The sequence below is a fragment of the Mycobacterium sp. E2497 genome (genome assembly GCF_001668695.1).
Taxonomy (GTDB): domain Bacteria; phylum Actinomycetota; class Actinomycetes; order Mycobacteriales; family Mycobacteriaceae; genus Mycobacterium.
Window position 1 is genome coordinate 15,743 of sequence record NZ_LZKD01000099.1, and the last position, 24,243, is coordinate 39,985.

Annotated in this window: 20 protein-coding genes; 15 read left to right on the top strand and 5 right to left on the bottom strand. The window is 68.3% G+C overall.

Annotated features, from left to right (window positions below; translation table 11 throughout):
* Positions 1-3 precede the first annotated feature (3 nt).
* The 4 genes from ligA to A5713_RS07535 all read left to right on the top strand — a co-directional run bounded on the left by ligA (position 4) and on the right by A5713_RS07535 (position 6,252).
* Entirely contained in the window at positions 4-2,085 is a 2,082-nt protein-coding gene (ligA, locus tag A5713_RS07520) for an NAD-dependent DNA ligase LigA (protein ID WP_068094173.1), read from the top strand.
* A gap of 49 nt (positions 2,086-2,134) precedes the next feature.
* Entirely contained in the window at positions 2,135-2,743 is a 609-nt protein-coding gene (locus A5713_RS07525) for a TetR/AcrR family transcriptional regulator (RefSeq protein ID WP_102419896.1), read from the top strand.
* Positions 2,744-2,926: 183 nt separating this feature from the next.
* Positions 2,927-3,358, top strand: a complete 432-nt coding sequence (locus A5713_RS07530) for an MmpS family protein (protein ID WP_369804382.1) — start codon at positions 2,927-2,929, stop codon at positions 3,356-3,358.
* Entirely contained in the window at positions 3,355-6,252 is a 2,898-nt protein-coding gene (locus tag A5713_RS07535; protein WP_068094179.1) for an RND family transporter, read from the top strand. The genes A5713_RS07530 and A5713_RS07535 overlap by 4 nt, the downstream gene beginning before the upstream one ends.
* Here the strand turns inward: A5713_RS07535 and A5713_RS07540 are convergent, their stop codons facing one another.
* Complete coding sequence (locus A5713_RS07540) at positions 6,253-6,909, bottom strand: amino acid-binding protein (protein WP_102419894.1); 657 nt, start codon at positions 6,907-6,909, stop codon at positions 6,253-6,255.
* 117 nt (positions 6,910-7,026) lie between these two features.
* On the opposite strand from A5713_RS07540, the gene gatC reads away from it, so the two are divergent.
* The 5 genes from gatC (at position 7,027) to gatB (ending at position 13,237) form a co-directional block, all read left to right on the top strand.
* Positions 7,027-7,326, top strand: coding sequence for an Asp-tRNA(Asn)/Glu-tRNA(Gln) amidotransferase subunit GatC (gatC, locus tag A5713_RS07545; protein ID WP_067918254.1), 300 nt, complete (start codon positions 7,027-7,029; stop codon positions 7,324-7,326).
* On the top strand, positions 7,323-8,804 hold the full coding sequence (gatA, locus tag A5713_RS07550; RefSeq protein WP_068094182.1) for an Asp-tRNA(Asn)/Glu-tRNA(Gln) amidotransferase subunit GatA: 1,482 nt from the start codon (positions 7,323-7,325) through the stop codon (positions 8,802-8,804). Before gatC ends, gatA begins: the two co-directional genes overlap by 4 nt.
* Before the next feature lie 45 nt (positions 8,805-8,849).
* Complete coding sequence (locus A5713_RS07555; protein ID WP_067917218.1) at positions 8,850-9,881, top strand: ATP-dependent 6-phosphofructokinase; 1,032 nt, start codon at positions 8,850-8,852, stop codon at positions 9,879-9,881.
* 151 nt (positions 9,882-10,032) lie between these two features.
* Positions 10,033-11,238, top strand: coding sequence for a MinD/ParA family protein (locus A5713_RS07560; RefSeq protein WP_231980275.1), 1,206 nt, complete (start codon positions 10,033-10,035; stop codon positions 11,236-11,238).
* A gap of 487 nt (positions 11,239-11,725) precedes the next feature.
* Positions 11,726-13,237 carry an Asp-tRNA(Asn)/Glu-tRNA(Gln) amidotransferase subunit GatB gene (gene gatB / locus A5713_RS07565; protein WP_068094187.1) on the top strand — a complete coding sequence of 504 codons (1,512 nt, stop codon included), beginning with the start codon at positions 11,726-11,728 and terminating at the stop codon, positions 13,235-13,237.
* A gap of 16 nt (positions 13,238-13,253) precedes the next feature.
* Here gatB and A5713_RS07570 read toward each other — a convergent pair whose 3' ends face one another.
* Positions 13,254-14,375, bottom strand: coding sequence for a sorbosone dehydrogenase family protein (locus tag A5713_RS07570; RefSeq protein WP_067917224.1), 1,122 nt, complete (start codon positions 14,373-14,375; stop codon positions 13,254-13,256).
* A gap of 261 nt (positions 14,376-14,636) precedes the next feature.
* On the opposite strand from A5713_RS07570, the gene A5713_RS07575 reads away from it, so the two are divergent.
* Complete coding sequence (locus A5713_RS07575; RefSeq protein WP_068094191.1) at positions 14,637-15,497, top strand: DoxX family protein; 861 nt, start codon at positions 14,637-14,639, stop codon at positions 15,495-15,497.
* A 3-nt stretch (positions 15,498-15,500) separates the two neighbouring features.
* Here the strand turns inward: A5713_RS07575 and A5713_RS07580 are convergent, their stop codons facing one another.
* Positions 15,501-15,857, bottom strand: a complete 357-nt coding sequence (locus A5713_RS07580; protein ID WP_068094193.1) for a PH domain-containing protein — start codon at positions 15,855-15,857, stop codon at positions 15,501-15,503.
* Between the two features lie 312 nt (positions 15,858-16,169).
* Between A5713_RS07580 and A5713_RS07585 the strand changes: the two genes are divergently transcribed.
* From A5713_RS07585 to ilvC, 3 genes are read left to right on the top strand one after another with little or no spacing between them, the layout of a single operon-like run.
* Complete coding sequence (locus A5713_RS07585) at positions 16,170-18,038, top strand: acetolactate synthase large subunit (protein WP_068094196.1); 1,869 nt, start codon at positions 16,170-16,172, stop codon at positions 18,036-18,038.
* On the top strand, positions 18,038-18,538 hold the full coding sequence (ilvN, locus tag A5713_RS07590; RefSeq protein ID WP_067918895.1) for an acetolactate synthase small subunit: 501 nt from the start codon (positions 18,038-18,040) through the stop codon (positions 18,536-18,538). The genes A5713_RS07585 and ilvN overlap by 1 nt, the downstream gene beginning before the upstream one ends.
* A gap of 33 nt (positions 18,539-18,571) precedes the next feature.
* Positions 18,572-19,573, top strand: coding sequence for a ketol-acid reductoisomerase (gene ilvC, locus A5713_RS07595; protein WP_082972833.1), 1,002 nt, complete (start codon positions 18,572-18,574; stop codon positions 19,571-19,573).
* 70 nt (positions 19,574-19,643) lie between these two features.
* On the opposite strand, the gene wrbA is transcribed toward ilvC, so the two are convergent.
* On the bottom strand, positions 19,644-20,246 hold the full coding sequence (wrbA, locus tag A5713_RS07600; protein WP_068094200.1) for an NAD(P)H:quinone oxidoreductase: 603 nt from the start codon (positions 20,244-20,246) through the stop codon (positions 19,644-19,646).
* 119 nt (positions 20,247-20,365) lie between these two features.
* On the opposite strand from wrbA, the gene serA reads away from it, so the two are divergent.
* The gene (gene serA, locus A5713_RS07605) at positions 20,366-21,952 is read left to right on the top strand and encodes a phosphoglycerate dehydrogenase (protein ID WP_068094203.1); all 1,587 of its coding nucleotides are present in this window, start codon (positions 20,366-20,368) and stop codon (positions 21,950-21,952) included.
* Positions 21,949-22,959 carry a 3-isopropylmalate dehydrogenase gene (locus tag A5713_RS07610; protein ID WP_068094207.1) on the top strand — a complete coding sequence of 337 codons (1,011 nt, stop codon included), beginning with the start codon at positions 21,949-21,951 and terminating at the stop codon, positions 22,957-22,959. Before serA ends, A5713_RS07610 begins: the two co-directional genes overlap by 4 nt.
* Here the strand turns inward: A5713_RS07610 and A5713_RS07615 are convergent.
* Positions 22,859-24,163 carry an MFS transporter gene (locus tag A5713_RS07615; RefSeq protein ID WP_068094209.1) on the bottom strand — a complete coding sequence of 435 codons (1,305 nt, stop codon included), beginning with the start codon at positions 24,161-24,163 and terminating at the stop codon, positions 22,859-22,861. The genes A5713_RS07610 and A5713_RS07615 overlap by 101 nt on opposite strands.
* Positions 24,164-24,243: the final 80 nt, after the last annotated feature.

Here is a 24,243-nt window from a genome sequence, read left to right on the forward strand (position 1 = left end):
AGGGTGAGCTCAGCAGAAGCTGATCCGGTGTCGCCCGAGGTGCGGCGGCAGTGGCAGGAACTGGCCGGCGAAGTCCGCGAACACCAGTTCCGCTACTACATCAAGGACGCGCCGATCGTCTCCGACGCCGAATTCGACAGGATGTTCAACGAGCTTCTGGCGCTCGAGGAACGGTATCCGGAGCTGCGTGTCCCCGATTCCCCGACCCAGTTGGTCGGTGGCGCCGGCTTCGCGACCGACTTCACCGAGGCCGAGCACCTGGAGCGGATGCTGAGCCTCGACGACGTCTTCGACCGCGACGAGTTGGTCGCTTGGAGTAACCGCGTCGAGACCGAGATCGGCCGCGATCCCCACTACCTGTGTGAACTCAAGATCGACGGGGTGGCGTTGTCGCTGGTGTACCGCGACGGCCGGCTGGAACGCGCCGCCACCCGGGGCGACGGCCGGGTCGGCGAGGACGTGACGCTCAACGCGCGCACCATCGACGATGTGCCCGAGCGGCTCACCGCCACTGCGGATTTGCCGATTCCTACCGTGCTGGAGGTGCGTGGCGAGGTCTTCTTCATGCTCGCCGATTTCGAGGCGCTCAACGCCAGCCTGGTCGAGGACGGCAAGGCGCCGTTCGCCAATCCGCGTAACAGCGCGGCCGGTTCGCTCCGTCAGAAGAACCCGGCGGTCACCGCCCGGCGCAAGCTGCGGATGATCTGCCACGGCATCGGCCGCACCGACGGGTTCGCGCCCAAGACGCTGCACGAGGCCTACACGGCCCTTAAGGCCTGGGGTCTGCCCGTGGCCGAACAGACCGCGCGGGTGTGTGGCCTTGCCGCGGTGGAGGACCGGATCGGCTACTGGGGCGAGCACCGCTACGAGATTGATCACGAAATCGACGGCGTCGTAGTCAAAGTCGACGACTTCTCGCTGCAGCGCCGGCTGGGGACGACGTCGCGGGCGCCGCGCTGGGCCGTCGCCTACAAGTACCCGCCACAGGAGGCGCAGACCAAATTGCTCGACATCCGGGTCAACGTCGGGCGCACCGGTCGCGTCACGCCCTTCGCCTTCATGACGCCGGTGAAGGTGGCGGGGTCGACGGTGGGGCTGGCCACGCTGCACAACGCCAGCGAGGTCAAGCGCAAGGGCGTGCTGATCGGCGACACGGTGATGATCCGCAAGGCCGGCGACGTGATCCCCGAGGTGCTGGGTCCCGTCGTCGACCTCAGGGACGGGTCCGAACGCGAATTCGTCATGCCCACAACGTGTCCCGAATGCGGTACCCCGCTGGCCCCCGCCAAGGAGGGTGACGCCGACATCCGCTGTCCCAATGCCCGGTCCTGCCCGGCGCAGTTGCGCGAGCGCGTCTTTCACGTCGCCGGGCGCGGGGCGCTCGACATCGAGGGGCTGGGTTACGAGGCGGCCACCGCACTGTTGAAGGCGGGGGTGATCGCCGATGAGGGCGACCTGTTCACCCTCACCGAGGACGACCTGCTGCGCACCGAGCTCTTCCGGACCAAGGCCGGCGCGCTGTCCGCCAACGGCAGGCGACTGCTCGACAACCTGGACAAGGCCAAGACGGTGGCACTGTGGCGCGTCCTGGTGGCGCTGTCGATCCGGCATGTCGGACCGACCGCCGCGCGCGCCCTGGCCACCGAATTCGGCAGCCTGGACGCGATCATGTCGGCATCGACCGAGCGGCTGGCCGCGGTCGAAGGCGTCGGGCCGACGATCGCCGCCGCGCTCACCGAGTGGTTCACCGTCGACTGGCACCGCGCGATCGTCGACAAATGGCGGGCCGCGGGGGTGCGGATGGCCGACGAGCGCGACGCCAGCGTTGCCCGCACGCTGGAAGGGCTCACCGTGGTCGTCACCGGTTCGCTGGCGGGCTTTTCGCGCGACGACGCCAAGGAGGCGATCATCGCGCGCGGCGGCAAGGCCGCCGGTTCGGTGTCGAAGAAGACCGACTACGTCGTCGCCGGCGATGCGCCGGGTTCCAAGTACGACAAGGCCGTCGAGCTCGGCGTTGCGGTCCTCGACGAGGACGGTTTCCGGAAGCTGTTGGCCGAGGGGCCGCCGGAAGCTCCGGCGGACTAGGCGATCACGACCTGACCCGAAATTTGGGCCGCACCGCCCAAGCGGCTCTATCGTGGGCGCTATGACCCAGATGGCGGACCCGTGCGCACCGGCGTCACCGTGGTCGCCGCGGGAGGCCGAAATTCTGGCGGTGACCCTGCGCCTGTTGCAGGAGCACGGCTATGACCAGCTGACCGTGGACGCGGTCGCCGGTGCCGCTCGCGCCAGCAAGGCCACGGTGTACCGGCGCTGGCCCTCCAAGGCCGAGCTGGTGTTGGCCGCCTTCATCGAGGGTGTCCGCCAGGTGGCGGTGCCGCCGAACACGGGTACGTTGCGCGGCGATCTGCTGCGACTGGGGGAGACGATCTGCCAGGAGGGCGGCCGGCATGCGAGCACGATCCGTGCGGTGATGGTCGAGGTGTCGCGCCTCCCCGCACTCAACGAGGCCATGCAGCGTCAGTTCCTCGACCAGCGCAAGGCGTTGATCCAGCACGTCTTGAACCAAGCGGTGGACCGCGGCGAAATCCACCCGGGCGCCGTCACCGACGAACTCTGGGACCTGTTGCCCGGCTACCTCATCTTCCGGTCCATCATGCCGGACCGGCCGCCCACCCGTCGCACCGTGCAAGCGCTGGTCGACGGTTTCCTCATCCCGGGTCTGACCAGAACCATCGGGTAACGGCGCGGTCACCCACGGGCAAGCCGTCTTTCGTTGAATGTGTACGCGCGCGTCTCTTGTACAGTACGGTCCCGTACCGTACTGTCATAGCTGTCGATCATGCCCGACCGGTCGGCGGACCCCTCGTGCCGGGGGTTTCGTGTCGCCCGATGATCGAAAGGTGAACGGGTGAAGGGGTTTTCGGTGGCCTCCCTCGTCAAGCGAGGGTGGATGGCGCTGGTCGCGGTGCTGGTCATCGTGCTCGCCGGATTCGCCATCTACCGCCTGCACGGAATCTTCGGCTCACACAACAACGCCTCGGCCAACAGCGGCCTGGCCAACGAAATCGTTCCGTTCAACCCCAAACGGGTGGTGCTCGAGGTCTTCGGCAGGCCCGGCGCAACCGCGACCATCAACTACCTTGATGTCAACGCCCAGCCGCAGCAAGTCAAGGATGCCCCGCTGCCGTGGTCGTTCACGATCACCACGACGGAGCCGGCGGTCCTCGGCAACGTCGTCGCGCAGGGCAACGGGGATAGCCTCGGCTGCCGCATCACCGTCAACGGCGAAGTGAAAGACCAACGCACCGTGAACAAAGTCGACGCCTACACCTTCTGTCTGGACAAATCCGGATGAGCAACCACGAACAGCCGCGGGCCGTTGTCCCCCGCACCATCCGCCGGCTCGCGTTGCCGATCCTGCTGTTCTGGGTGGGGCTGGCCGCAGTCACCAACATCGCGGTGCCGCAGTTGGAAGAGGTTGGGAAGACACACAATGTGGCCCTGAACTCGCCCGACGCCCCGTCGCTCAAGGCAATCAAGCGGATCGGTGAGAAGTTCGGAGAGTTCGACACCGACAGCTCGGCCATGGTCGTACTGGAAGGCGACAAGCCACTCGGCGCGGACGCGCACAAGTTCTACGACGAGATGGTTCGCAGGCTCGAGCAGGACAAGAAGCACGTCGAGCACGTTCAGGACTACTGGGGCGACACCCTCACCGCGGCAGGGTCGCAGAGCAGCGACGGCAAGGCCGCTTACGTTCAGGTGAATCTCGCCGGTAATCAGGGTTCCGCGCTGGCCAACGAGGGCGTAGGCGCCATCCGCGACATCGTCGAGCGTATGAAGCCACCGCCCGGCGTCAAGGCCTATGTGACCGGCGCGGCGCCACTGATCTCCGATCAGTTCGACGTCGGCAGTAAGGGGACCGCGAAGGTCACCACGATCACCGTCGGCGTGATCGCGCTGATGCTGTTCTTCGTCTACCGCTCCGTGCTCACCACCCTGCTGGTCCTAGCCACGGTCCTGATCGAGATGTCGGCCGCGCGCGGCCTCGTCGCGTTTCTCGGAAATGCCGGCGTCATCGGGTTGTCGACCTACGCGACGAACCTGTTGACGCTGTTGGTGATCGCCGCGGGTACCGACTACGCGATATTTTTCGTGGGCCGCTACCAGGAAGCGCGCGGAACCGGCGAGGATCGCGAAAGAGCTTTCTACACCATGTATCACGGCACGACGCACATCGTCTTGGGCTCCGGGCTCACCGTGGCCGGCGCGGTCGCCTGCCTGAGCTTCACCCGGCTGCCGTACTTCCAGAGCCTGGGCATTCCCGCCGCGTTGGGCATCCTCGTCGCGCTTTTCGCCGCGCTCACCCTGGGGCCCGCGATCCTCACCTTGGGCGCCAAGGTGGGCATCTTCGACCCCAAGCGGGCGATCCGAACCCGCGGCTGGCGGCGGATCGGCACCGCCATCGTCCGCTGGCCGGGCGCGGTACTCGCGGCGGCCTGCGCGCTGGCCCTGGTCGGACTCATAGCTTTACCCGGGTACAAGACCAGTTATGACACCCGTCCCTACATGCCCGCCAGCGCGCCGGCCAATGTCGGCTACACCGCCGCGGAGAAGCATTTCTCGCGGGCCCGGCTGGAGCCCGAGTTGTTGATGGTCGAAACCGATCACGACATGCGTAACCCGGAAAGCATGCTCGTCCTGGACAAGGTGGCCAAGGCGGTGTTTCACGTTCCCGGCGTGGCGCAGGTGCAGACGATCACCCGTCCACTGGGCACCCCGCTCGTTCACAGCTCGCTCGCGTTCGTGGTCAGCAATTCCAGCGCGGCGCAGCAGGAAAACCTGACCTACCAACGAGATCGGGCCGAGGATGCCCTCAAGCAGGCCAACGAACTGAACAAGACCATCAACATCCTGAAACAGCAGTACGTGTTGCAGCAGCAGCTCGCCGGCACCACCCACGACGAGACGCAGAGTTTCCACGACACGCTCGGTACGATCCAGGATCTGCGCGACAAGATCGCGAACTTCGACGACTTCTTCCGGCCCATCCGCAGCTACTTCTATTGGGAGAGGCACTGTTACGACATCCCCGTCTGCTTCGCGTTCCGATCACTCTTCGACGCGCTCGACGGCATCGACCAGCTCACAGAGAAGTTCGAAAGCCTCACGGCTTCGCTCGACAAGCTCGACGCGCTGCAGCCGAAACTGGTGGAGCTGATACCACCGCAGATCGACAGCCAGCAGACCAATCGGGATCTGACGCTGGCCAATTACGCCACGCTGTCGGGCATTTACGCCCAGACCGCGGCCGCGATCGACAACGCGACGGCTCTGGGACGGGCCTTCGACGCCGCCAAGAACGACGACACGTTCTACCTGCCGCCCGAGGTCTTCAACAACCCCGACTTCAAGCGCGGGCTCAAACTGTTCCTCTCGCCCGACGGCAAGGCCGCCCGCATGATCGTCACGCACGAAGGCGATCCCGCGACCCCCGAGGGCATTTCGCACATCGACCCGATGGCCAAGGCCGCGCACGAGGCCCTGAAGGGCACGCCGATGGCGGGCGCGGGGGTCTATCTCGGCGGGACCGCCTCGACGTACAAGGACATCCAGGACGGCGCCAAGTATGACCTGATGATCGTGGCGTTCGCGGCGCTGAGCCTCATTCTGCTGATCATGATGATCATCACGCGCAGCCTGATCGCCGCGCTCGTCATCGTGGGCACGGTCGCCCTGTCGCTGGGCGCCTCGTTCGGGTTGTCAGTTCTGGTGTGGCAGTACCTCTTCGGGATCCAGTTGTATTGGGTCGTGCTCGCGCTTGCCGTGATCCTGTTGTTGGCGGTCGGATCCGACTACAACCTCCTGTTGATCTCGCGGTTCAAGGAAGAAATTCATGCCGGCCTGAACACCGGCATCATCCGGGCGATGGCCGGCTCCGGATCGGTGGTCACCTCGGCCGGCATCGTCTTCGCCGTCACCATGTGTGCGTTCGTGTTCAGCGGTTTCCAGGTGCTCGGTCAGATCGGCACCACCATCGGCCTCGGCTTGCTGTTCGACACGCTGATCGTGCGGTCGTTCATGACGCCTTCCGTCGCACGGATTCTGGGTCGGTGGTTCTGGTGGCCCCAACGGGTGCGCCCGCGCCCCGCCAGCACGATGCTGCGGCCGTACGGACCGCGTCCGGCGGTTCGGCAGCTGCTGCTGTGGGAGGACGACGACCCGGTGGTCGCGTCGCCGGCGCGTTAGCTAGCGCAGCATGGTGGCCACGATCCCGGCCAGATAGCCCAGGCGAGCCACCTCCGAGGGCCGGAATTCGGGGCCCGGTCGCCCTAGCACCACCGCCATGTGCGGATCGCCCAGCGGCGCGGCGACCATCGTGGTGTCCATGTCGCGCCACGCCTGCGGCACCCAGTCGCCGGAGCTGTCCAGCGTCGCGGCGCGGTCGATGGGCAGCCACGGGGCGGAAGCCGCCGGCGTCTCGGGCGCACCCGCGCTGACGGCCAGGCGCTCCACCCGATCGCCCGCACTACGCAGCACCGAGCACCAGCTGACGCGCAGCACCCGGGGCGCCTCGTTGGCCAGGGCCTGCAACCGCGACGACTTGTCGACGGCCGCGGCGACGTGGTCGAGCAGCTCCAGCTCCCGATGCGCCTCCAGCAACCCGGTGTGCGGACGCACGCTCTCCACCCGCACACCCGAGAGCGACTCCGCGGCGGTGATCAGCGTGTCCGGCATCGCCCCCGGCGGCAACTCGATCACCAGGTCGTCGATCGCGTAGCCCGAGCTGCGCTCCACCACGTCGAGCGACAAGATGTCGGCGCCCGCGGAGCCGAGCGCCACCGCCAGCGAGCCCAGGCTGCCCGGGCGGTCGACCAGCTCGATGCGCAACAGATAGGACGGCACGGCCAACACTGTGACACAGCCATGTGTCGACGGCATTTCGGCTCGGTACGACGGCCAACGCTCGCCGGGGCCGAGTGCCCGGCGCTCGCCCGAACAAGCGCGTTAGGCTTTCCTGTCGTGTCTCAGATCTCCCGCGACGAGGTGGCGCACCTGGCCCGGCTGTCCCGGCTCGCGCTGACCGACAGCGAGCTGGACAGCTTCGCCGGTCAGCTCGACGCCATCCTGACCCACGTCAGCCAGGTGCAGGCGGTCGACGTCACCGGCGTCGAAGCGACCGGCAACCCGCTCAAGGACGTCAACGTCACCCGCCCGGACGAGCCGACACCCTGCCTCACCCAGGCCGAGGCGCTGGCCGCGGCGCCCGAGGCCGCCGACGGCCGTTTCGCGGTGCCGCAGATCCTGGGAGACAGCGAGTGAACGAGGTCATCCGATCCGACGCCGCGACCCTGGCCGCCCGGATCGCCGCCAAGGAGCTGTCGTCGGTCGAGGTCACGCAGGCGTGCCTGGACCAGATCGCGGCGACGGACGACCAGTACCACGCCTTCCTGCACGTGGCCGCCGACGAGGCGCTGGGGGCGGCGGCGGTGGTCGACGAGGCGGTGGCCGCGGGGGAGCGGCTGCCGTCGGCGCTGGCGGGGGTGCCGCTGGCGCTCAAAGACGTGTTCACCACCGTCGACATGCCCACCACCTGCGGTTCCAAGATCCTCGAGGGCTGGCGTTCCCCGTACGACGCCACCGTCACCACGCGGTTGCGCGCCGCGGGCATCCCGATCCTGGGCAAGACCAACATGGACGAGTTCGCGATGGGTTCGTCGACGGAGAACTCCGCCTACGGCCCCACCCGTAACCCGTGGAACCTCGACCGGGTGCCCGGCGGATCCGGCGGCGGCAGCGCGGCGGCGTTGGCCGCGTTCCAGGCGCCGCTGGCCATCGGATCCGACACCGGCGGCTCCATCCGGCAGCCGGCGGCGCTGACCGCGACCGTCGGCGTCAAACCGACCTACGGCACCGTGTCGCGCTACGGCCTGGTGGCCTGCGCCTCGTCCCTGGACCAGGGCGGCCCGTGCGCGCGCACCGTGCTGGACACCGCGCTGCTGCACCAGGTGATCGCCGGGCATGACCACCGCGACTCCACGTCCGTCGAGGCGGCGGTGCCCGACGTCGTCGGCGCCGCCAAAGCCGGCGCTGCCGGTGACCTGCGCGGCGTGCGCGTGGGGGTGGTCAAGCAGTTGCGCGGGGAGGGCTACCAGCCCGGTGTGCACGCCTCGTTCGAGGCGGCCGTCGAGCGGCTGACCGAGCTGGGTGCCGAGGTGAGTGAAGTCGGCTGCCCCCACTTCGAATACGCGTTGGCGGCCTACTACCTGATCCTGCCGTCGGAGGTGTCGAGCAACCTGGCCCGCTTCGACGCCATGCGCTACGGGCTGCGCGTCGGCGACGACGGGACGCACAGTGCCGAGGAGGTGATGGCGCTGACGCGCGCCGCCGGTTTCGGGCCGGAAGTCAAGCGGCGCATCATGATCGGCACCTACGCGCTGTCGGCCGGTTACTACGACGCCTATTACAACCAGGCGCAGAAGGTGCGCACGCTGATCGCCCGGGACCTCGACAAGGCGTACGAGTCCGTCGACGTGGTCGTGTCGCCCGCGACCCCGACCACCGCCTTCCCGCTGGGCGAGAAGGTGGACGATCCTTTGGCGATGTACCTGTTCGACCTGTGCACGCTGCCGCTGAACCTGGCCGGCCACTGCGGCATGTCGGTTCCGTCGGGGCTGTCGCCGGACGACGGCCTCCCGGTCGGCCTGCAGATCATGGCGCCGGCGCTGGCCGATGACCGGCTGTACCGGGTGGGCGCCGCCTACGAGGCTGCCCGCGGCCCGCTGCCGAGCGCGATCTAGGCGTCTGCTCGGCGCGGCGGACCCGCCGCAGGGCAAGATAAGGGCATGCGGATCGGAGTTCTGACCGGAGGTGGCGACTGCCCGGGGCTGAACGCCGTCATCCGGGCGGTGGTGCGCACCTGCGACGCCCGGTACGGCTCGTCGGTGGTCGGCTTTCAGGACGGGTGGCGCGGGTTGCTGGAGAACCGGCGCATCCAACTGCAGAACGACGACCGCAACGACCGGCTGCTGGCCAAGGGCGGCACGATGCTGGGGACCGCTCGGGTCCATCCCGACAAGTTGCGGGCCGGGCTGGACCAGATCAAGCAGACTCTGGACGACAACGGCATCGACGTGCTCATCCCGATCGGCGGGGAAGGCACCCTGACCGCCGCGCACTGGCTGTCCGAGGAGAACGTTCCCGTCGTCGGGGTGCCGAAGACCATCGACAACGACATCGATTGCACCGACGTCACTTTCGGTCACGACACCGCGCTGACGGTGGCAACCGAGGCCATCGACCGCCTGCACAGCACCGCCGAATCCCACCAGCGGGTAATGCTGGTGGAGGTGATGGGCAGGCACGCCGGCTGGATCGCGCTGAACGCCGGCCTGGCTTCCGGCGCGCACATGACGCTTATCCCCGAACAGCCCTTCGACGTCGAGGAGGTGTGCCGGCTGGTCAAACGTCGCTTCCAGCGCGGAGATTCGCACTTCATCTGTGTGGTGGCCGAGGGCGCCAAACCCATTCCCGGTTCGATCTCTTTGCGCGAAGGCGGAATTGACGAGTTCGGTCACGAGAAGTTCACCGGCGTTGCGGCCCAACTGGGTGCCGAGGTGGAGAAGCGGATCAACAAGGACGTCCGGGTGACCGTGCTGGGCCACGTCCAGCGCGGCGGGACCCCGACGGCCTATGACCGGGTCCTGGCCACCCGGTTCGGCGTCAATGCGGCCGACGCCGCGCACGCGGGGGAATACGGTCAGATGGTGTCGCTGCAGGGGCAGGACATCGGTCGAGTGGCGCTGGCCGACGCCGTGCGCCAGCTCAAGCTGGTGCCCGAAAGCCGCTACGACGACGCCGCCGCCTTCTTCGGCTGACCCCGGCGGGCAAACGGCGGGTGACTCCGGCCTGACCCCGACCCGACTCCGGCCCGACAAGGCCTGAATTTGCCCGGCCTTTGACCTGCCAGGGACGCGTCGGGGAAAATTCGTGGTTTCCCGACGGGTTCCCAGCGGTTATACCGGGGTGGTGAGCAACCGCGGTTCGAGTCGCGGAGTCGTTCAGCACCCCGCGGCGTCGGCGGGGCCACCGGGTCCGCCGGTGCGCCCGCCGCGTACCCCCGGCCGGCGCATCGACGCCGATCCGGCGGCCGCGACGGTGCCGCAGCCCACGCGCGCCGATCCATCAATCCGCAGGCCGCCGATCAGGCCAGCACCCGCCCCGCCAGCACCCGTGCCCGCCCCGGCGTCGCGCGCGCCTTCGCGGCCGCGGCGGGGGCCGCTGCCGGGCGGAATGGCACTGGACGGGCTCGACCAGCAGGCGCGGCAGGACTCCTCCGGGTTCAGCTGGCGCGAAGTCGTCCACCGCGTGACCGGTGTCGACCTTGGCCCCGGCAAAGACGCGCAGTACAAAGAGGACCTGCGCCACCGCATCCGGGTGGCCGTGGGCGGCGCATTCCCGATTGCCGTTCTCAACCTCAAGGGCGGGGTCGGCAAGACGGCGGTGGTGGAGGCGCTGGGGTCGACGTTCGCCGCCGTGCGTCACGACCGGATCATCGCCGTCGACATCGACGCCGGCGACCTGGGGGAGCGGCATGGCCGTCCCAACTCCGTGGGCATGCCCGAGCTGCTCGCCGACAAGGCGGCCACGAATTATGTGGACGTCCGGGCGCACACCTACATGAACAACTTCGGCCTGGAAGTGCTCGGATTGCCCGACTATGCGCACACCGACTGGCGGCTGGAGCGGCACGACGTGGTCAGGGCGTTCTCGCTCTTGCGTAACCACTATGCGGTGGTGTTGGTGGACTGCGCCAAGGCGCTCAATTCGGGTGTGATGGACGCGGTCCTGCCCGAGGCGCGGGCGCTGGTCGTGGTGACCAGCACCTCGATCGACGCGATACGGAAGACCGCTACCACCCTGGATTGGTTGGGCAACAACGGGTATCAACCATTGGTGCGGTCGACGGTACTTGCGATCAACCACGTCGAGCCGGCCAAGCTGGACCTGCTGGCCGCCAGGGAACTCGAGCGGCTGTCCGCCCGCGTCGCCGCGACGGTGGTGCTGCCGTTCGATCGCCACATACATGAGGGCAAGCAGATCGAGCTCGACCGACTGAGCAAGGAAAGTCGCCGCAGCTACCTCGAGATGGCGGCCGTGCTGGCCGACATGTTCGCCGGCCGGGGCGGGGAGCGCAACCGGATCCCGGCGCCCCGCTCGCCGCACTGGCCCTGAGATCGCCCGGTCCCGCCGCGCTCGCGGTCACCACTGGGCTGATGGTGGTGACCCGCTTCGCCCGGCGCCGCCGCGCTCGCGGTCACCACTGGGCTGATGGTGGTGACCCGCTTCGCCCGGCGCCGCCGCGCTCGCGGTCACCACTGGGCTGATGGTGGTGACCCGCTTCGCCCGGCGCCGCCGCGCTCGCGGTCACCACTGGGCTGATGGTGGTGACCCGCTTCGCCCGGCGCCGCCGCGCTCGCGGTCACCACTGGGCTGATGGTGGTGACCCGCTTCGCCCGGCGCCGCCGCGCTCGCGGTCACCACTGGGCTGATGGTGGTGACCCGCTTCGCCCGGCGCCGCCGCGCTCGCGGTCACCACTGGGCTGATGGTGGTGACCCGCTTCGCCCGGCGCCGCCGCGCTCGCGGTCACCACTGGGCTGATGGTGGTGACCCGCTTCGCCCGGCGCCGCCGCGCTCGCGGTCACCACTACGATCGACGGCATGAGTGTTGCTGCCGGCGCCGATCTCATGGACTACGACGACGTCATCGCGCATTTCGACCCGGTACTCGGTCTCGAGGTGCACGTCGAGCTGTCGACCGTCACCAAGATGTTCTGCGGCTGCTCCACCGCCTTCGGCGCCGAACCCAACACCCAGGTATGCCCGGTGTGCCTCGGCCTGCCCGGTTCGCTTCCGGTGCTCAACCGCACCGCGGTGGAGTCGGCCATCCGGATCGGGCTTGCGCTGAACTGCGAGATCGTGCCGTGGTGCCGCTTCGCCCGGAAGAACTACTTCTACCCGGACATGCCGAAGAACTATCAGATTTCCCAATACGACGAGCCGATAGCCATCAATGGATACCTCGAAGCGCCGTTGGACGACGGCACCACCTGGCGGGTCGAGATCGAGCGCGCGCACATGGAGGAAGACACCGGCAAGCTGACCCACCTGGGCAGTGAGACCGGCCGGATCCACGGCGCCACCACCTCGCTGCTCGACTACAACCGCGCCGGCGTGCCGCTGATCGAGATCGTGACCAAGCCCATCGTCGGCGCCGGCGCCCGAGCGCCTCAGATCGCCCGCGCCTATGTCACGGCCTTGCGAGATCTGTTGCGCGCCTTGGACGTATCCGATGTCCGGATGGACCAGGGTTCAATGCGTTGCGATTCCAACGTGTCGCTGATGCCGACCGGAACGACCGAGTTCGGCACCCGCACCGAGACGAAGAACGTCAACTCGCTGAAAAGCGTCGAGGTCGCAGTGCGCTACGAAATGCAGAGGCAGGGCGCCATCCTGGCGTCCGGTGGCCGGATCATCCAGGAAACCAGGCACTTTCACGAAGCGGGGTACACCAGCCCGGGCCGCGCCAAGGAGACCGCGCAGGATTACCGCTATTTCCCCGAACCCGACCTGGAACCGGTCGCGCCCAGCCGGGAACTGGTCGAGCAGCTGCGCCAGACCATCCCGGAGCTGCCGTGGCTGACCCGCAAGAGGATTCAGCAGGATTGGGGCGTTTCCGACGAGGTGATGCGCGATCTGGTCAACGCCGGCGCGGTGGAACTGGTCATCCAGACCGTCAAGCACGGTGCCGCCAGCGAGCAGGCGCGCGCCTGGTGGGGAAACTTCTTGGTGCAGAAGGCCAACGAGGCGAACGTCGGATTGGACGAACTGGCGATCACCCCGGCCCAGGTGGCCGCGGTGATCGCACTCGTCGACGAAGGCAAGCTTTCCAACAAGCTGGCCCGCCAGGTCGTGGAGGGCGTGCTGGCCGGCGAGGGCGAGCCCGAGCAGGTGATGACGTCACGCGGCCTGGAACTGGTGCGCGACGATTCGGTGACCCAGACCGCGGTCGACGAAGCGCTGGCCGCCAATCCCGACGTGGCGGAGAAGATCCGCGGCGGCAAGGTGGCCGCGGCCGGGGCGATCGTCGGCGCGGTGATGAAGGCCACCCGCGGGCAGGCCGATGCGGCTCGCGTGCGCGAACTGGTGCTGGCCGCCTGCGGGCAGGGTTGACGGAAGTCGTTTTCCGCTAGGTCTTGTCGTCGTTGTTGCGCGGGAACCCGCCACCCTGCGGGAACAGCGGGAACACCACGTCGTCGAGCTTCTCGGCGTCCCCGGCGGTCTTGTTGACCGTTGCGCCCCAGACGTTTCCGTCCGGCGACATCCGCAGTGCCCAGGCGTGAGCATGGGTGTCCTTGCGCACCACGTCCGGTTCCCCGGTGACCGCACCCGTCGCCGGTGCCAGCCGCACGGCCACGGTCAGTTTGGTGTTGATCAGGTTGACCAGCACGGTCCCGTCCATCGCCGCGCAGCCCGCCACGCCGGGCTTGTCCGGCCAGGTCCACACCGTGGAGACCTCGGAGGTCTTGGTGATGCGCTGCAAGCGATCCGCCGTCGGCGTGCGATCGGCGACATAGAGCGAGCCGTCCACCGGGTCGATGCACAGGCCGCCGCCGGAGCCGACGCCGGACAGCGCCGTCGTGGGCGGCGCCTGGCCGATGGTGGTCGGCTGCTCGATGCGAAGGACCTTGCCCGCCAACGATTTGGGGTCGGCGGCCGCGGCGGGGTTGCCCGCGTCGCCCGTCATGACCACCAGCGTGGTGGGGCTGGTGAAGATCAGCGCTCCGGTATTGCCGGTGGCGCCTTTGGGAATCCCGGTGAGGATGTCCTTGGGGATGTCGCCGTCGGCCACCCGGATCACCCGGTTGTCGGACGGCGTGCTGATGTAGGCGTACATCAGCCGGTCTTGCGTGTAGGTCGGCGACAGCACGATGTCCATCAGGCCGCCGTCGCCGGACGGGTCGACCGGGATGACGGTCTTCACCTTCGGCTCGGCGCTGACCGAGATCTCCTTGACGGCGCCGGTGGTGCGCTCGGCGACCAGCGCGGTTTTGCTGTCGGGCCCCATGATCAGTCCGCTGGTGCTCTCCAGGCAGCCCTGCATCACGCCCGGCGCCGGGCACGCCTTGGGGAACGGCGTGGGCGGCAACGGCGGCGGCGGGGGAGGCGTCGAGCTGGGTTGGGGCTTGAGTTCCGGGTTGGTGGTGAAGGGCTGCGACTGGGCGTCGTTGAACCGTGCGCACCCACTCGCGAGCAGCACCACCGCGCACAGCGTGGCAAAGCCGCACCGAACCGAGCGCCGTAGTCGCATGACCGACAGGCTACGGACAGGGCGGCCGCCGCCGCCACACGCCCGCGCCTGGCCGCCTGACGTGACGCGTCCGGCACACGTCTCGCGCTCAGGCGACGGCCCGTCCGGCGACCGGAGTCCACCCGCTTCGGACGCCGCCGAGCCGCGGAAAAGGCCGTTCCGGGCCGATCCGGGCGGGTTTGGCGGGCAAACCACCGATTGCCTGGCGAAAGCGCCGCTCAAATCCCCAATTCAGCGGCAAATGCCCTTACCCTGACACGCGTGACCAGTCAATCGAATGACGGACATTGGCAGCGGCCCGGCGAATCCCCGGAGCCGGCCCAGGGACGCCCCGCGACGGCGCGCGTGGTTGACCCAGAAGACGATCTGACGCCCGTCGGTTACCCCGGCGACTTCAACCCCTCGACCGGAACCACCACCGTCATCCCCTACATGGGCGACCACGCCGCCGTGGGCGGGCCCAGGGCGACGGGTTATCACGTGCTCGACCAGCCGGAGCCCCTGCCCTATGTGCAGCCGCAGTCGTCCCGGCACGCGGCCGCCGAGCCCGCCGAGATCGACGGCGACGAACACCACGGCCGGCTGCACGAGGTCGGCCGGCGCGGAACCCAGCATCTGGGTTTGCTGGTGTTGCGGGTCGGCCTCGGTGTCGTGCTGGCCGCCCATGGGTTGCAGAAGCTGTTCGGCTGGTGGGGCGGCTCGGGCGTGGGCGGGTTCAAGAACTCGCTGTCCGACGTCGGCTACCAGCACGCCGACATCCTCGCCTACGTCAGCGCCGGCGGCGAGCTCGTCGCCGGGGTGCTGTTGGTGCTGGGGCTGTTCACCCCGGTGGCCGCGGCCGGTGCGCTGGCGTTCCTGATCAACGGCATGCTGGCCACCATCACCGCGCGGCCGCATCCGCACACCTTCACCTATTTCCTGCCTGACGGACACGAATACCAGATCACCCTAATCATCATGGCGGTCGCGGTCATCCTCTGCGGGCCGGGCCGCTACGGTCTGGACGCGCGGCGCGGCTGGGCCCACCGGCCCTTCATCGGGTCGTTTGTCGCCCTGCTGGTCGGTATCGCCGCCGGCATCGCGGTGTGGGTCATGCTCAACGGGGTCAACCCGATCGCCTGACCCTCACGCATAGGGGTTGGGCACGCGCCCCGAGCTGGCCTCGGTCAGCTGCGGCAGCGTCGCGAACGTGACCGCGGGCAGGCGCACGTCCGCACCGCTCTTGAGGTGCGCGCGGGCCCACGAACCCCGGTGGAAGCGCAGCCCGTCGATCTCATCCCAGTCCACCGTCCGGCTGCTCAGCAGCGTCCGGACGGTCACGCCCCTGTCGTCGGCGACGGTGCGCAACCGGACGATCAGCGCCGAGAGCACCACCGGGATCACCAGCAGCGGCGCCGACGGCGGCCACAGCATCACCGGAATCAGCAACCCGAGGGTCACGAAACCGACGGCCAGGTGAGCGATCGGCGAGACCTTGATCACGACGGGCGTGTGGGAAGACGAACCGGTAGCCACCTGACCATCATTTCACCCGCCACGGGGACCGGATCTCCGCGCGGGCCGACGGCAGCGGGATTTGACTGCTGAGCTGTGCGAAGGCTACCGTCGGACGTTATGGATACCGCCGGACAGCCCGGGATGCTCGTAGTAATTGGTCGGCGCGTTGGTGCCTGACTAGCCTCTCGGCATTTGAAGCTATCCAGACCAACGCGCAACCCTCGTGCAGCAGATGAGCTGTCGGGGGTTTTTTGTTGCCCCGAGCGAGATTCCCAGAGTGAATAAGGAACAAAGACAGTGAGCGCACCCACCAGGCAGCACGCCACACAGCCACAGCGTGCCGCCGACGTCGCCTCCGACGCGGCGGAAACCCCCGCCGCCGCCCCCACCAAAAAGCCGAAACGTGTTGGGCCCGAGAAACTTACCGGCGCCCAGTCCGTGATCCGGTCGCTCGAGGAGATCGGGGTCGAGGTCATCTTCGGCATCCCCGGCGGCGCCGTGTTGCCGGTCTACGACCCGCTGTTCGACTCGAAAAAGCTTCGCCACGTGCTGGTTCGCCACGAGCAGGGCGCCGGCCACGCCGCCAGTGGCTACGCCCACGCGACCGGCAAGGTCGGGGTGTGCATGGCCACCTCGGGGCCCGGCGCCACCAACCTGGTCACGCCGCTGGCCGACGCCCAGATGGACTCGGTGCCCGTCGTCGCCATCACCGGCCAGGTCGGTCGCGCGCTGATCGGCACCGACGCCTTCCAGGAAGCGGACATCTCCGGCATCACGATGCCGATCACCAAGCACAACTTCCTGGTTCGCTCGGGTGACGAGATCCCGCAGGTGATCGCCGAGGCCTTCCACATCGCCTCCTCGGGGCGTCCCGGTGCGGTGCTCGTCGACATCCCCAAAGACGTGCTGCAGGGGCAGTGCACGTTCAGCTGGCCGCCGCGCATGGAACTGCCCGGCTACAAGCCGAACACCAAGCCGCACAACCGGCAGATCCGCGAGGCCGCCAAGCTGATCGCGGAGGCCCGCAAACCGGTGCTGTACGTCGGCGGCGGCGTCATCCGCGGCGAGGCGACCGAGCAGCTGCGCGAACTGGCCGACCTGACCGGCATCCCCGTGGTCACCACCCTGATGGCGCGCGGCGCGTTCCCCGACAGCCATCGGCAGCACATGGGCATGCCCGGCATGCACGGCACGGTCGCCGCGGTGGCGGCGCTGCAGCGCAGCGACCTGCTGATCGCGCTGGGCACCCGCTTCGACGACCGGGTGACCGGAAAACTGGACACCTTCGCCCCGGACGCCAAGGTCATTCACGCCGACATCGATCCGGCCGAGATCGGCAAGAACCGCCACGCCGACGTCCCGATCGTCGGCGACGTCAAAGCCGTCATCATCGAGCTGATCGCGATGCTGCGGCACTACGACATTCCCGGCAACATCGAGATGACCGAATGGTGGGACTACCTGGACGGCGTCCAGTCCACCTATCCGCTGAGCTACGGCCCGCAGAGCGACGGCAGCCTGGGCCCGGAATACGTCATCGAGAAGCTGGGTCAGATCGCCGGCCCGGACGCGGTGTACGTGGCCGGGGTGGGCCAGCACCAGATGTGGGCGGCGCAGTTCATTTCGTATGAGAACCCGCGCACCTGGATCAACTCCGGCGGGCTGGGCACCATGGGATTCGCCATCCCGGCGGCCATGGGGGCCAAGATGGCCCGCCCGGAGGCGGAGGTGTGGGCCATCGACGGTGACGGTTGCTTCCAGATGACCAACCAGGAGCTGGCCACCTGTGCGATCGAAGGCGTGCCGATCAAGGTGGCGCTGATCAACAACGGCAACCTGGGCATGGTGCGCCAGTGGCAGACGCTGTTCTACGAGGAGCGGTACTCGCAGACGGACCTCGCCACGCATTCGCATCGCATCCCCGACTTCGTGAAGCTGGCGGAGGCGCTGGGTTGCGTCGGATTGCGTTGCGAGCGTGAGGAAGACGTCGAGGACGTGATCAATCAGGCGCGCGCGATCACTGACCGTCCGGTGGTGATCGACTTCATCGTCGGCGCGGATGCGCAGGTGTGGCCGATGGTGGCCGCGGGCACCAGCAACGACGAGATCCAGGCCGCCCGCGGCATTCGCCCGCTGTTCGACGACGAGAGCGAAGGGCACGCCTGATGCACACGCACACCCTCTCGGTTCTGGTTGAGGACAAACCCGGTGTGCTCGCGCGCGTGGCGGCGCTGTTCTCCCGGCGCGGTTTCAACATCGAGTCGCTGGCCGTCGGCGCCACCGAGCAGAAAGACATGTCGCGCATGACGATTGTGGTCAGCGCCGAGGAAACCCCGCTCGAGCAGATCACCAAGCAGCTCAACAAGCTGATCAACGTCATCAAGATCGTGGAGCTCGACGAGGGGGCCGCGGTATCGCGCGAGCTGGCGCTGATCAAGGTGCGCGCCGACGCCGGGAGCCGCAGCCAGGTGATTGAAGCGGTGAACCTCTTCCGCGCCAAGGTGATTGACGTTTCACCCGAGGCGCTGACGATCGAGGCGACCGGTGACCGCGGCAAGATCGAGGCGTTGCTGCGGGTGCTGGAGCCGTTCGGGATCCGCGAAATCGTTCAATCGGGAGTGGTGTCGTTGTCCCGCGGTCCGCGCGGCATCACCACGGCCAAGTAACACACAAGGAGATATTCAACAGTGGCACTAGAAATGTTCTACGACGACGATGCAGACCTGTCGATCATCCAGGGCCGCAAGGTCGGCGTCATCGGATACGGCAGCCAGGGGCACGCGCACTCGCTCAGCCTGCGCGACTCCGGCGTGCAGGTGCGGGTCGGCCTGAAGGAGGGTTCGAAGTCGCGGGCCAAGGTCGAAGAGCAGGGCCTCGCGGTCGACACCCCCGCCGAGGTGGCCAAGTGGGCCGACGTCATCATGCTGCTGGCGCCCGACACCGCGCAGGCGGACATCTTCGCCAGCGATATCGAGCCCAACCTCAAGCCCGGAGACGCACTGTTTTTCGGGCACGGGCTCAACATCCATTTCGGACTGATCAAGCCGCCGGCCGACGTCACCGTCGCGATGGTCGCCCCGAAGGGGCCCGGCCACCTGGTGCGCCGCCAGTTCGTCGACGGCAAGGGCGTGCCCTGCCTGATCGCGGTGGACCAGGACCCGACCGGCAAGGGTGAGGCGCTGGCCCTGTCCTACGCCAAGGCCATCGGCGGCACCCGGGCCGGCGTCATCAAGACCACCTTCAAGGACGAGACCGAGACCGATCTGTTCGGTGAGCAGGCCGTGTTGTGCGGTGGCACCGAGGAATTGGTGAAGGCCGGTTTCGACGTGATGGTGGAGGCCGGCTACCCGCCGGAGATGGCCTACTTCGAGGTGCTGCACGAACTCAAGCTGATCGTCGACCTGATGTACGAGGGTGGCATCGCCCGGATGAACTACTCGGTGTCCGACACCGCGGAGTTCGGCGGGTATCTGTCCGGACCGCGCGTCATCGACGCCGGCACCAAGGAGCGGATGCGAGAGATCCTGCGCGACATTCAGAACGGCGAATTCGTCAAGAAGCTGGTTGCCAACGTCGAAGGCGGCAACAAGCAACTGGAGCAGCTGCGCAAGGAGAACGCCGAGCACCCCATCGAGGTGACCGGCAAGAAGCTGCGTGACCTGATGAGCTGGGTCGACCGGCCGATCACCGAGACGGCGTAGGGCGTGGCGCCGAACGTGCACTGAGGGCGAACTTTCGGCGATTTTTCCGCCGTGAGTGCACGTTCGGCGGCTAGGACTCTGCCAGCCGACCGGCGGTCGCCACCACCCGGCGGGCGAGGTGGTCGAGCGCGTTCTGGGTCGCCTCGTCGAATTCGTGGATGTTGTCGTGGGTGGACACCAGGCTCACGCCGTACGGGTTGCCATCGACGAACTTGACCGGATCGGTGTATCCCGGCGGCACGATGATGCCACCGAAATGCATCAGCGTGATGTAGAGCGACAGCAGCGTGGTCTCCTGGCCACCATGCAGGGTGTTGGACGACGTGAACGCCGCGTAGACCTTGTCCGCGAGCTTGCCTTCGGCCCACAGCCCGCCCAGCGAGTCGAGGAAGGCGCGCAACTGTGCGGCGGGAGAGCCGAAGCGAGTCGGTGAACCGAAGATCACCGCGTCGGCCCAGACGATGTCCTCGCCCGTGGCCGCCGGAAGGTCCTTGGTCGCTTCGTAATTCGCGGTCCACGCTGGGTTCTGGGCGAACGATTCCGGGTCACGGGTTTCGGCGACGTGCCGCAGGCGGACTTCCGCGCCCGCCGCCTCGGCCGCGGTCGCGACGCGTCGCGCCATCGCCGTGCCATGCCCGGTGGCCGAATAGTAGATGATCGCGAGTTTGGTCACGAGCGCATCGTAGGGCCGCGGCGGGCCCCGCCCCAAGCGCGCGTCGGCGCAGGTTAGGGCAGTGGCGAGCCCGCCGATGCCCGTCGCTGCCCGTCAAAGCCAGCCGATAGGCTGGCCGGGTGACTCTGCCTGTTGTATTGATCGCCGACAAACTCGCCCAATCGACCGTCGCCGCCCTGGGAGACCAGGTCGAGGTGCGCTGGGTAGACGGGCCGGACCGGGAGAAGCTGCTGGCCGCGGTGCCGGAAGCCGACGCGCTGCTGGTCCGCTCGGCCACCACCGTCGACGCCGAGGTGCTGGCGGCCGCCCCCAAGCTGAAGATCGTCGCGCGCGCCGGTGTCGGGCTGGACAACGTCGACGTGGACGCGGCAACCGAACGGGGCGTCCTGGTGGTCAACGCCCCCACCTCCAACATCCACAGCGCCGCCGAGCACGCGTTGGCGCTGCTCCTGGCCGCCGCCCGGCAGATCCCGGCTGCCGACGCCTCGCTGCGTGAGCACACCTGGAAGCGGTCGTCGTTCAACGGCACCGAGGTCTTCGGCAAGACGGTCGGCGTCGTGGGGCTGGGCCGCATCGGGCAGTTGGTTGCCCAGCGGCTGACGGCCTTCGGCACCCACCTCATCGCCTACGACCCCTATGTTTCGCCGGCCCGGGCCGCGCAGTTGGGCATCGAACTGCTGCCGCTCGACGACCTCCTCGCCCGCGCCGACTTCATCTCGGTGCACCTGCCGAAGACGCCCGAGACGGCGGGCCTGATCGGCAAGGAGGCGCTGGCCAAGACCAAACCGGGCGTCATCATCGTCAACGCCGCCCGTGGCGGGCTGATCGACGAGGCCGCGTTGGCCGAAGCGGTCAGCAGCGGACACGTCCGCGCGGCCGGTATCGACGTCTTCGCGAAGGAGCCGTGCACCGACAGCCCGCTGTTCGAGCTGCCGCAGGTGGTGGTCACACCGCATCTGGGCGCATCCACCTCCGAGGCGCAGGACCGGGCCGGCACCGACGTCGCGGAAAGCGTGAAACTCGCTCTGGCCGGCGAATTCGTTCCCGACGCGGTCAACGTCGGCGGTGGCGTGGTCAACGAAGAGGTGGCGCCCTGGCTGGACCTGGTGCGCAAGCTCGGCGTGCTGGCCGCCTCGCTGGCCGACGGGCCGCCGGTCTCGGTGTCGGTGCAGGTGCGCGGCGAGCTGGCCTCCGAAGACGTTGAGGTGCTGAAGCTTTCGGCCCTGCGGGGGCTGTTCTCGGCGGTGGTCGAGGGCCCGGTCACTTTCGTCAACGCGCCGGCGCTGGCCGAAGAACGCGGCGTCACCGCCGAGCTCACCACGGCCTCGGAGAGCCCGAACCACCGCAGCGTCGTCGACGTGCGCGCCGTCACCTCCGACGGCTCGGCCGTCAACGTGGCCGGCACGCTGTCCGGGCCGCAGTTGGTGGAAAAGATCGTGCAGATCAACGGCCGCAACTTCGATCTGCGCGCCCGGGGCACCAACCTGGTGATCAACTACGTCGATGCGCCCGGCGCGCTGGGCAAGATCGGCACCCTGCTCGGCTCGGCGGGCGTGAACATCCAGGCCGCTCAACTCTCCGAGGATGCCGAGGGTCCCGGGGCGACCATTCTGCTGCGGCTGGACCAGGACGTGCCGGGCGAGGTGCGCTCGGCGATCGGCGCCGCGGTGGGCGCCAACAAGCTTGAGGTGGTCGATCTGTCGTGAAACTCGCTGTTATCGGCGGCGACGGTATCGGGCCGGAAGTGACGGCCGAGGCACTCAAGGTCCTTGACGCGGTGCTGCCCGGCGTGGAGAAGACGGATTACGACTTGGGGGCGCGGCGTTTTCACGCCAGCGGTGAGCTGCTGCCGGAATCGGTGCTCGCCGAGCTGCGCCAGCACGACGCCATCCTGCTCGGCGCGATCGGCGATCCGTCGGTGCCCAGCGGCGTGCTGGAGCGGGGTCTGTTGCTGCGCCTGCGTTTTGAGCTGGATCATCACGTCAACCTGCGGCCGGGCCGGCTCTATCCCGGTGTGAGCAGCCCGTTGGCCGGAGACCCGCACATCGACTTCGTGGTGGTCCGCGAGGGCACCGAAGGCCCCTACACCGGTACCGGCGGCGCGATCCGCACCGGGACGCCGCACGAGGTGGCCACCGAGGTGAGCCTGAACACCGCCTTCGGTGTGCGCCGCGTGGTGGCCGACGCCTTCGAGCGCGCCCGGCGCCGTCGCAACCACCTGACGCTGGTGCACAAGACCAACGTGCTGACCTTCGCCGGGAAGCTGTGGTCGCGGATCGTGGCCGAGGTCGGGGCGGACTACCCGGACGTCGAGGTCGCCTACCAACACATCGACGCCGCCACCATCTTCATGGTCACCGACCCGGGACGCTTCGACGTGATCGTCACCGACAATCTGTTCGGTGACATCATCACCGACTTGGCGGCGGCGGTGTGCGGCGGAATTGGGTTGGCCGCCAGCGGCAATATCGATGCCACCCGGACCAACCCGTCGATGTTCGAGCCGGTGCACGGCAGCGCGCCCGACATCGCCGGTCGGGGTATAGCCGATCCGACCGCGGCCATCATGTCGGTGTCGTTGCTGCTCGCCCATCTCGGGGAGGACGACGCCGCTAGGCGGGTGGATCGGGCCGTTGAGGCCTATCTGGCAACACGTGGGAACGGGCGGCTTGCCACCAGCGAAGTCGGCGAACGGATTGCCTCCGGGCTGTAGTTTCCAGCCCGGGCGGGAGCAACCGCGCCGGCACCAGCGGCACCGCGACCGCCGGGAAGAGTCCGCACAATATCCATGCGTTCGGGTATTTCGCGGCGGTTATCAACGCCCCGAACAGCGGCGGGGCGGCGGCCGCGAACACCCGCTGGGTGGTGTTCTGAATGCCCAGGGCGCGCCCGCTCCAGAACGGCCCGGCGTATTCGGTGATGGCCGTGGCCTCCAAACCGTTGTCCAGCACGGCGATCACCGAGATCGCGACCATCAGGGGCGCCTGAAAACTCGAACTCAGAACGTCGGCCCAGGCCAGGAGGAAGAGGGTGACGGCGGCGGCCGCCGCGATGAGGCGGACCGGCCGCATTCGAGAGCCGATACGGTCGGACCAACGGCCCACCCAGACGCGGCCGAGCGCGCCCAGCAGCTGGGAAAGGGTGACGAGACTGCCTGCGGCCGCCACCGACCAGTGCAGGTTCTTGATCAGCCACACCAGCATGAAGGTGACGGTCACCGTCTGCGGAACCATCAACAGCCCGGCTACCGTGTGAATTCGCCACAGCGCCAACGACCGTCGGTAGGGGTTGGCGAGTTCGGAATCGCTGGCCTTCTCCCTGGGCTTGCGGGGCGGGTCGATGATGCCGACCGCGCTCGCCGCCGCTCCCAAAGCGCACGCCAAGGCCGTGAACTTCAGCCCCGCAGCCGGCCCGTGCTCGCCCAGCTCGGGAATCACCAGCGCTCCCAGGGCTATTCCGAGGGGCTGCGCGGTTTGGCGGAATCCCATGGCCAAACCGCGTTGCTGCGGCGGGAACCACGCCGAGACCAACCGCCCGCCGGCGGTGTTGCAGCTGGCCGCCGCCATGCCCCCGAGAAACAAGTAGACGGCCATCAGCACCATCGAATGCGTCGACGCCGCGGCGTAGGCCGCCGCCGCGGTGAGCGCCAAACCCGCTGCCATGACCTCCCGCTCGCCCACGCGGTCCAGCACGTACCCCCACGGCACCAGCGTGACCACCATGCCCCAGCTCGGCATCGACGACAGCAGACCGGCTTCCCCGAGCGGGATTCCGCGCGCCGCTTGGAGCGAGGGGATCAAGAACGCGATGCCGTTGATGAAGAGGAAGGAACTCGCGGTGGCGACCAGCGACACGACCATGATGGACCAGCGGGCGCCCGCGCCCAGCTCACGCGTGGTGGCCGGCCCCGTATGCATCCTTCATGCTCGCATATTCGCCGGAAACCGCTGGTGATGTTCGCGGGGCCGCTGCCGATGCGATGACCCGACCGGCCATC

What these genes read in the sequence shown, in the direction of transcription:
- A5713_RS07555 (WP_067917218.1), top strand. Translation starts at nt 8,850, where the DNA reads ATGCGGATCGGAGTTCTGACCGGAGGTGGCGACTGCCCGGGGCTGAAC.
- ilvN (WP_067918895.1), top strand. Translation starts at nt 18,038, where the DNA reads ATGCACACGCACACCCTCTCGGTTCTGGTTGAGGACAAACCCGGTGTG.
- ilvC (WP_082972833.1), top strand. Translation starts at nt 18,572, where the DNA reads ATGTTCTACGACGACGATGCAGACCTGTCGATCATCCAGGGCCGCAAG.
- A5713_RS07615 (WP_068094209.1), bottom strand. Translation starts at nt 24,163, where the DNA reads ATGCATACGGGGCCGGCCACCACGCGTGAGCTGGGCGCGGGCGCCCGC.
- A5713_RS07570 (WP_067917224.1), bottom strand. Translation starts at nt 14,375, where the DNA reads ATGCGACTACGGCGCTCGGTTCGGTGCGGCTTTGCCACGCTGTGCGCG.
- gatB (WP_068094187.1), top strand. Translation starts at nt 11,726, where the DNA reads ATGAGTGTTGCTGCCGGCGCCGATCTCATGGACTACGACGACGTCATC.
- A5713_RS07535 (WP_068094179.1), top strand. Translation starts at nt 3,355, where the DNA reads ATGAGCAACCACGAACAGCCGCGGGCCGTTGTCCCCCGCACCATCCGC.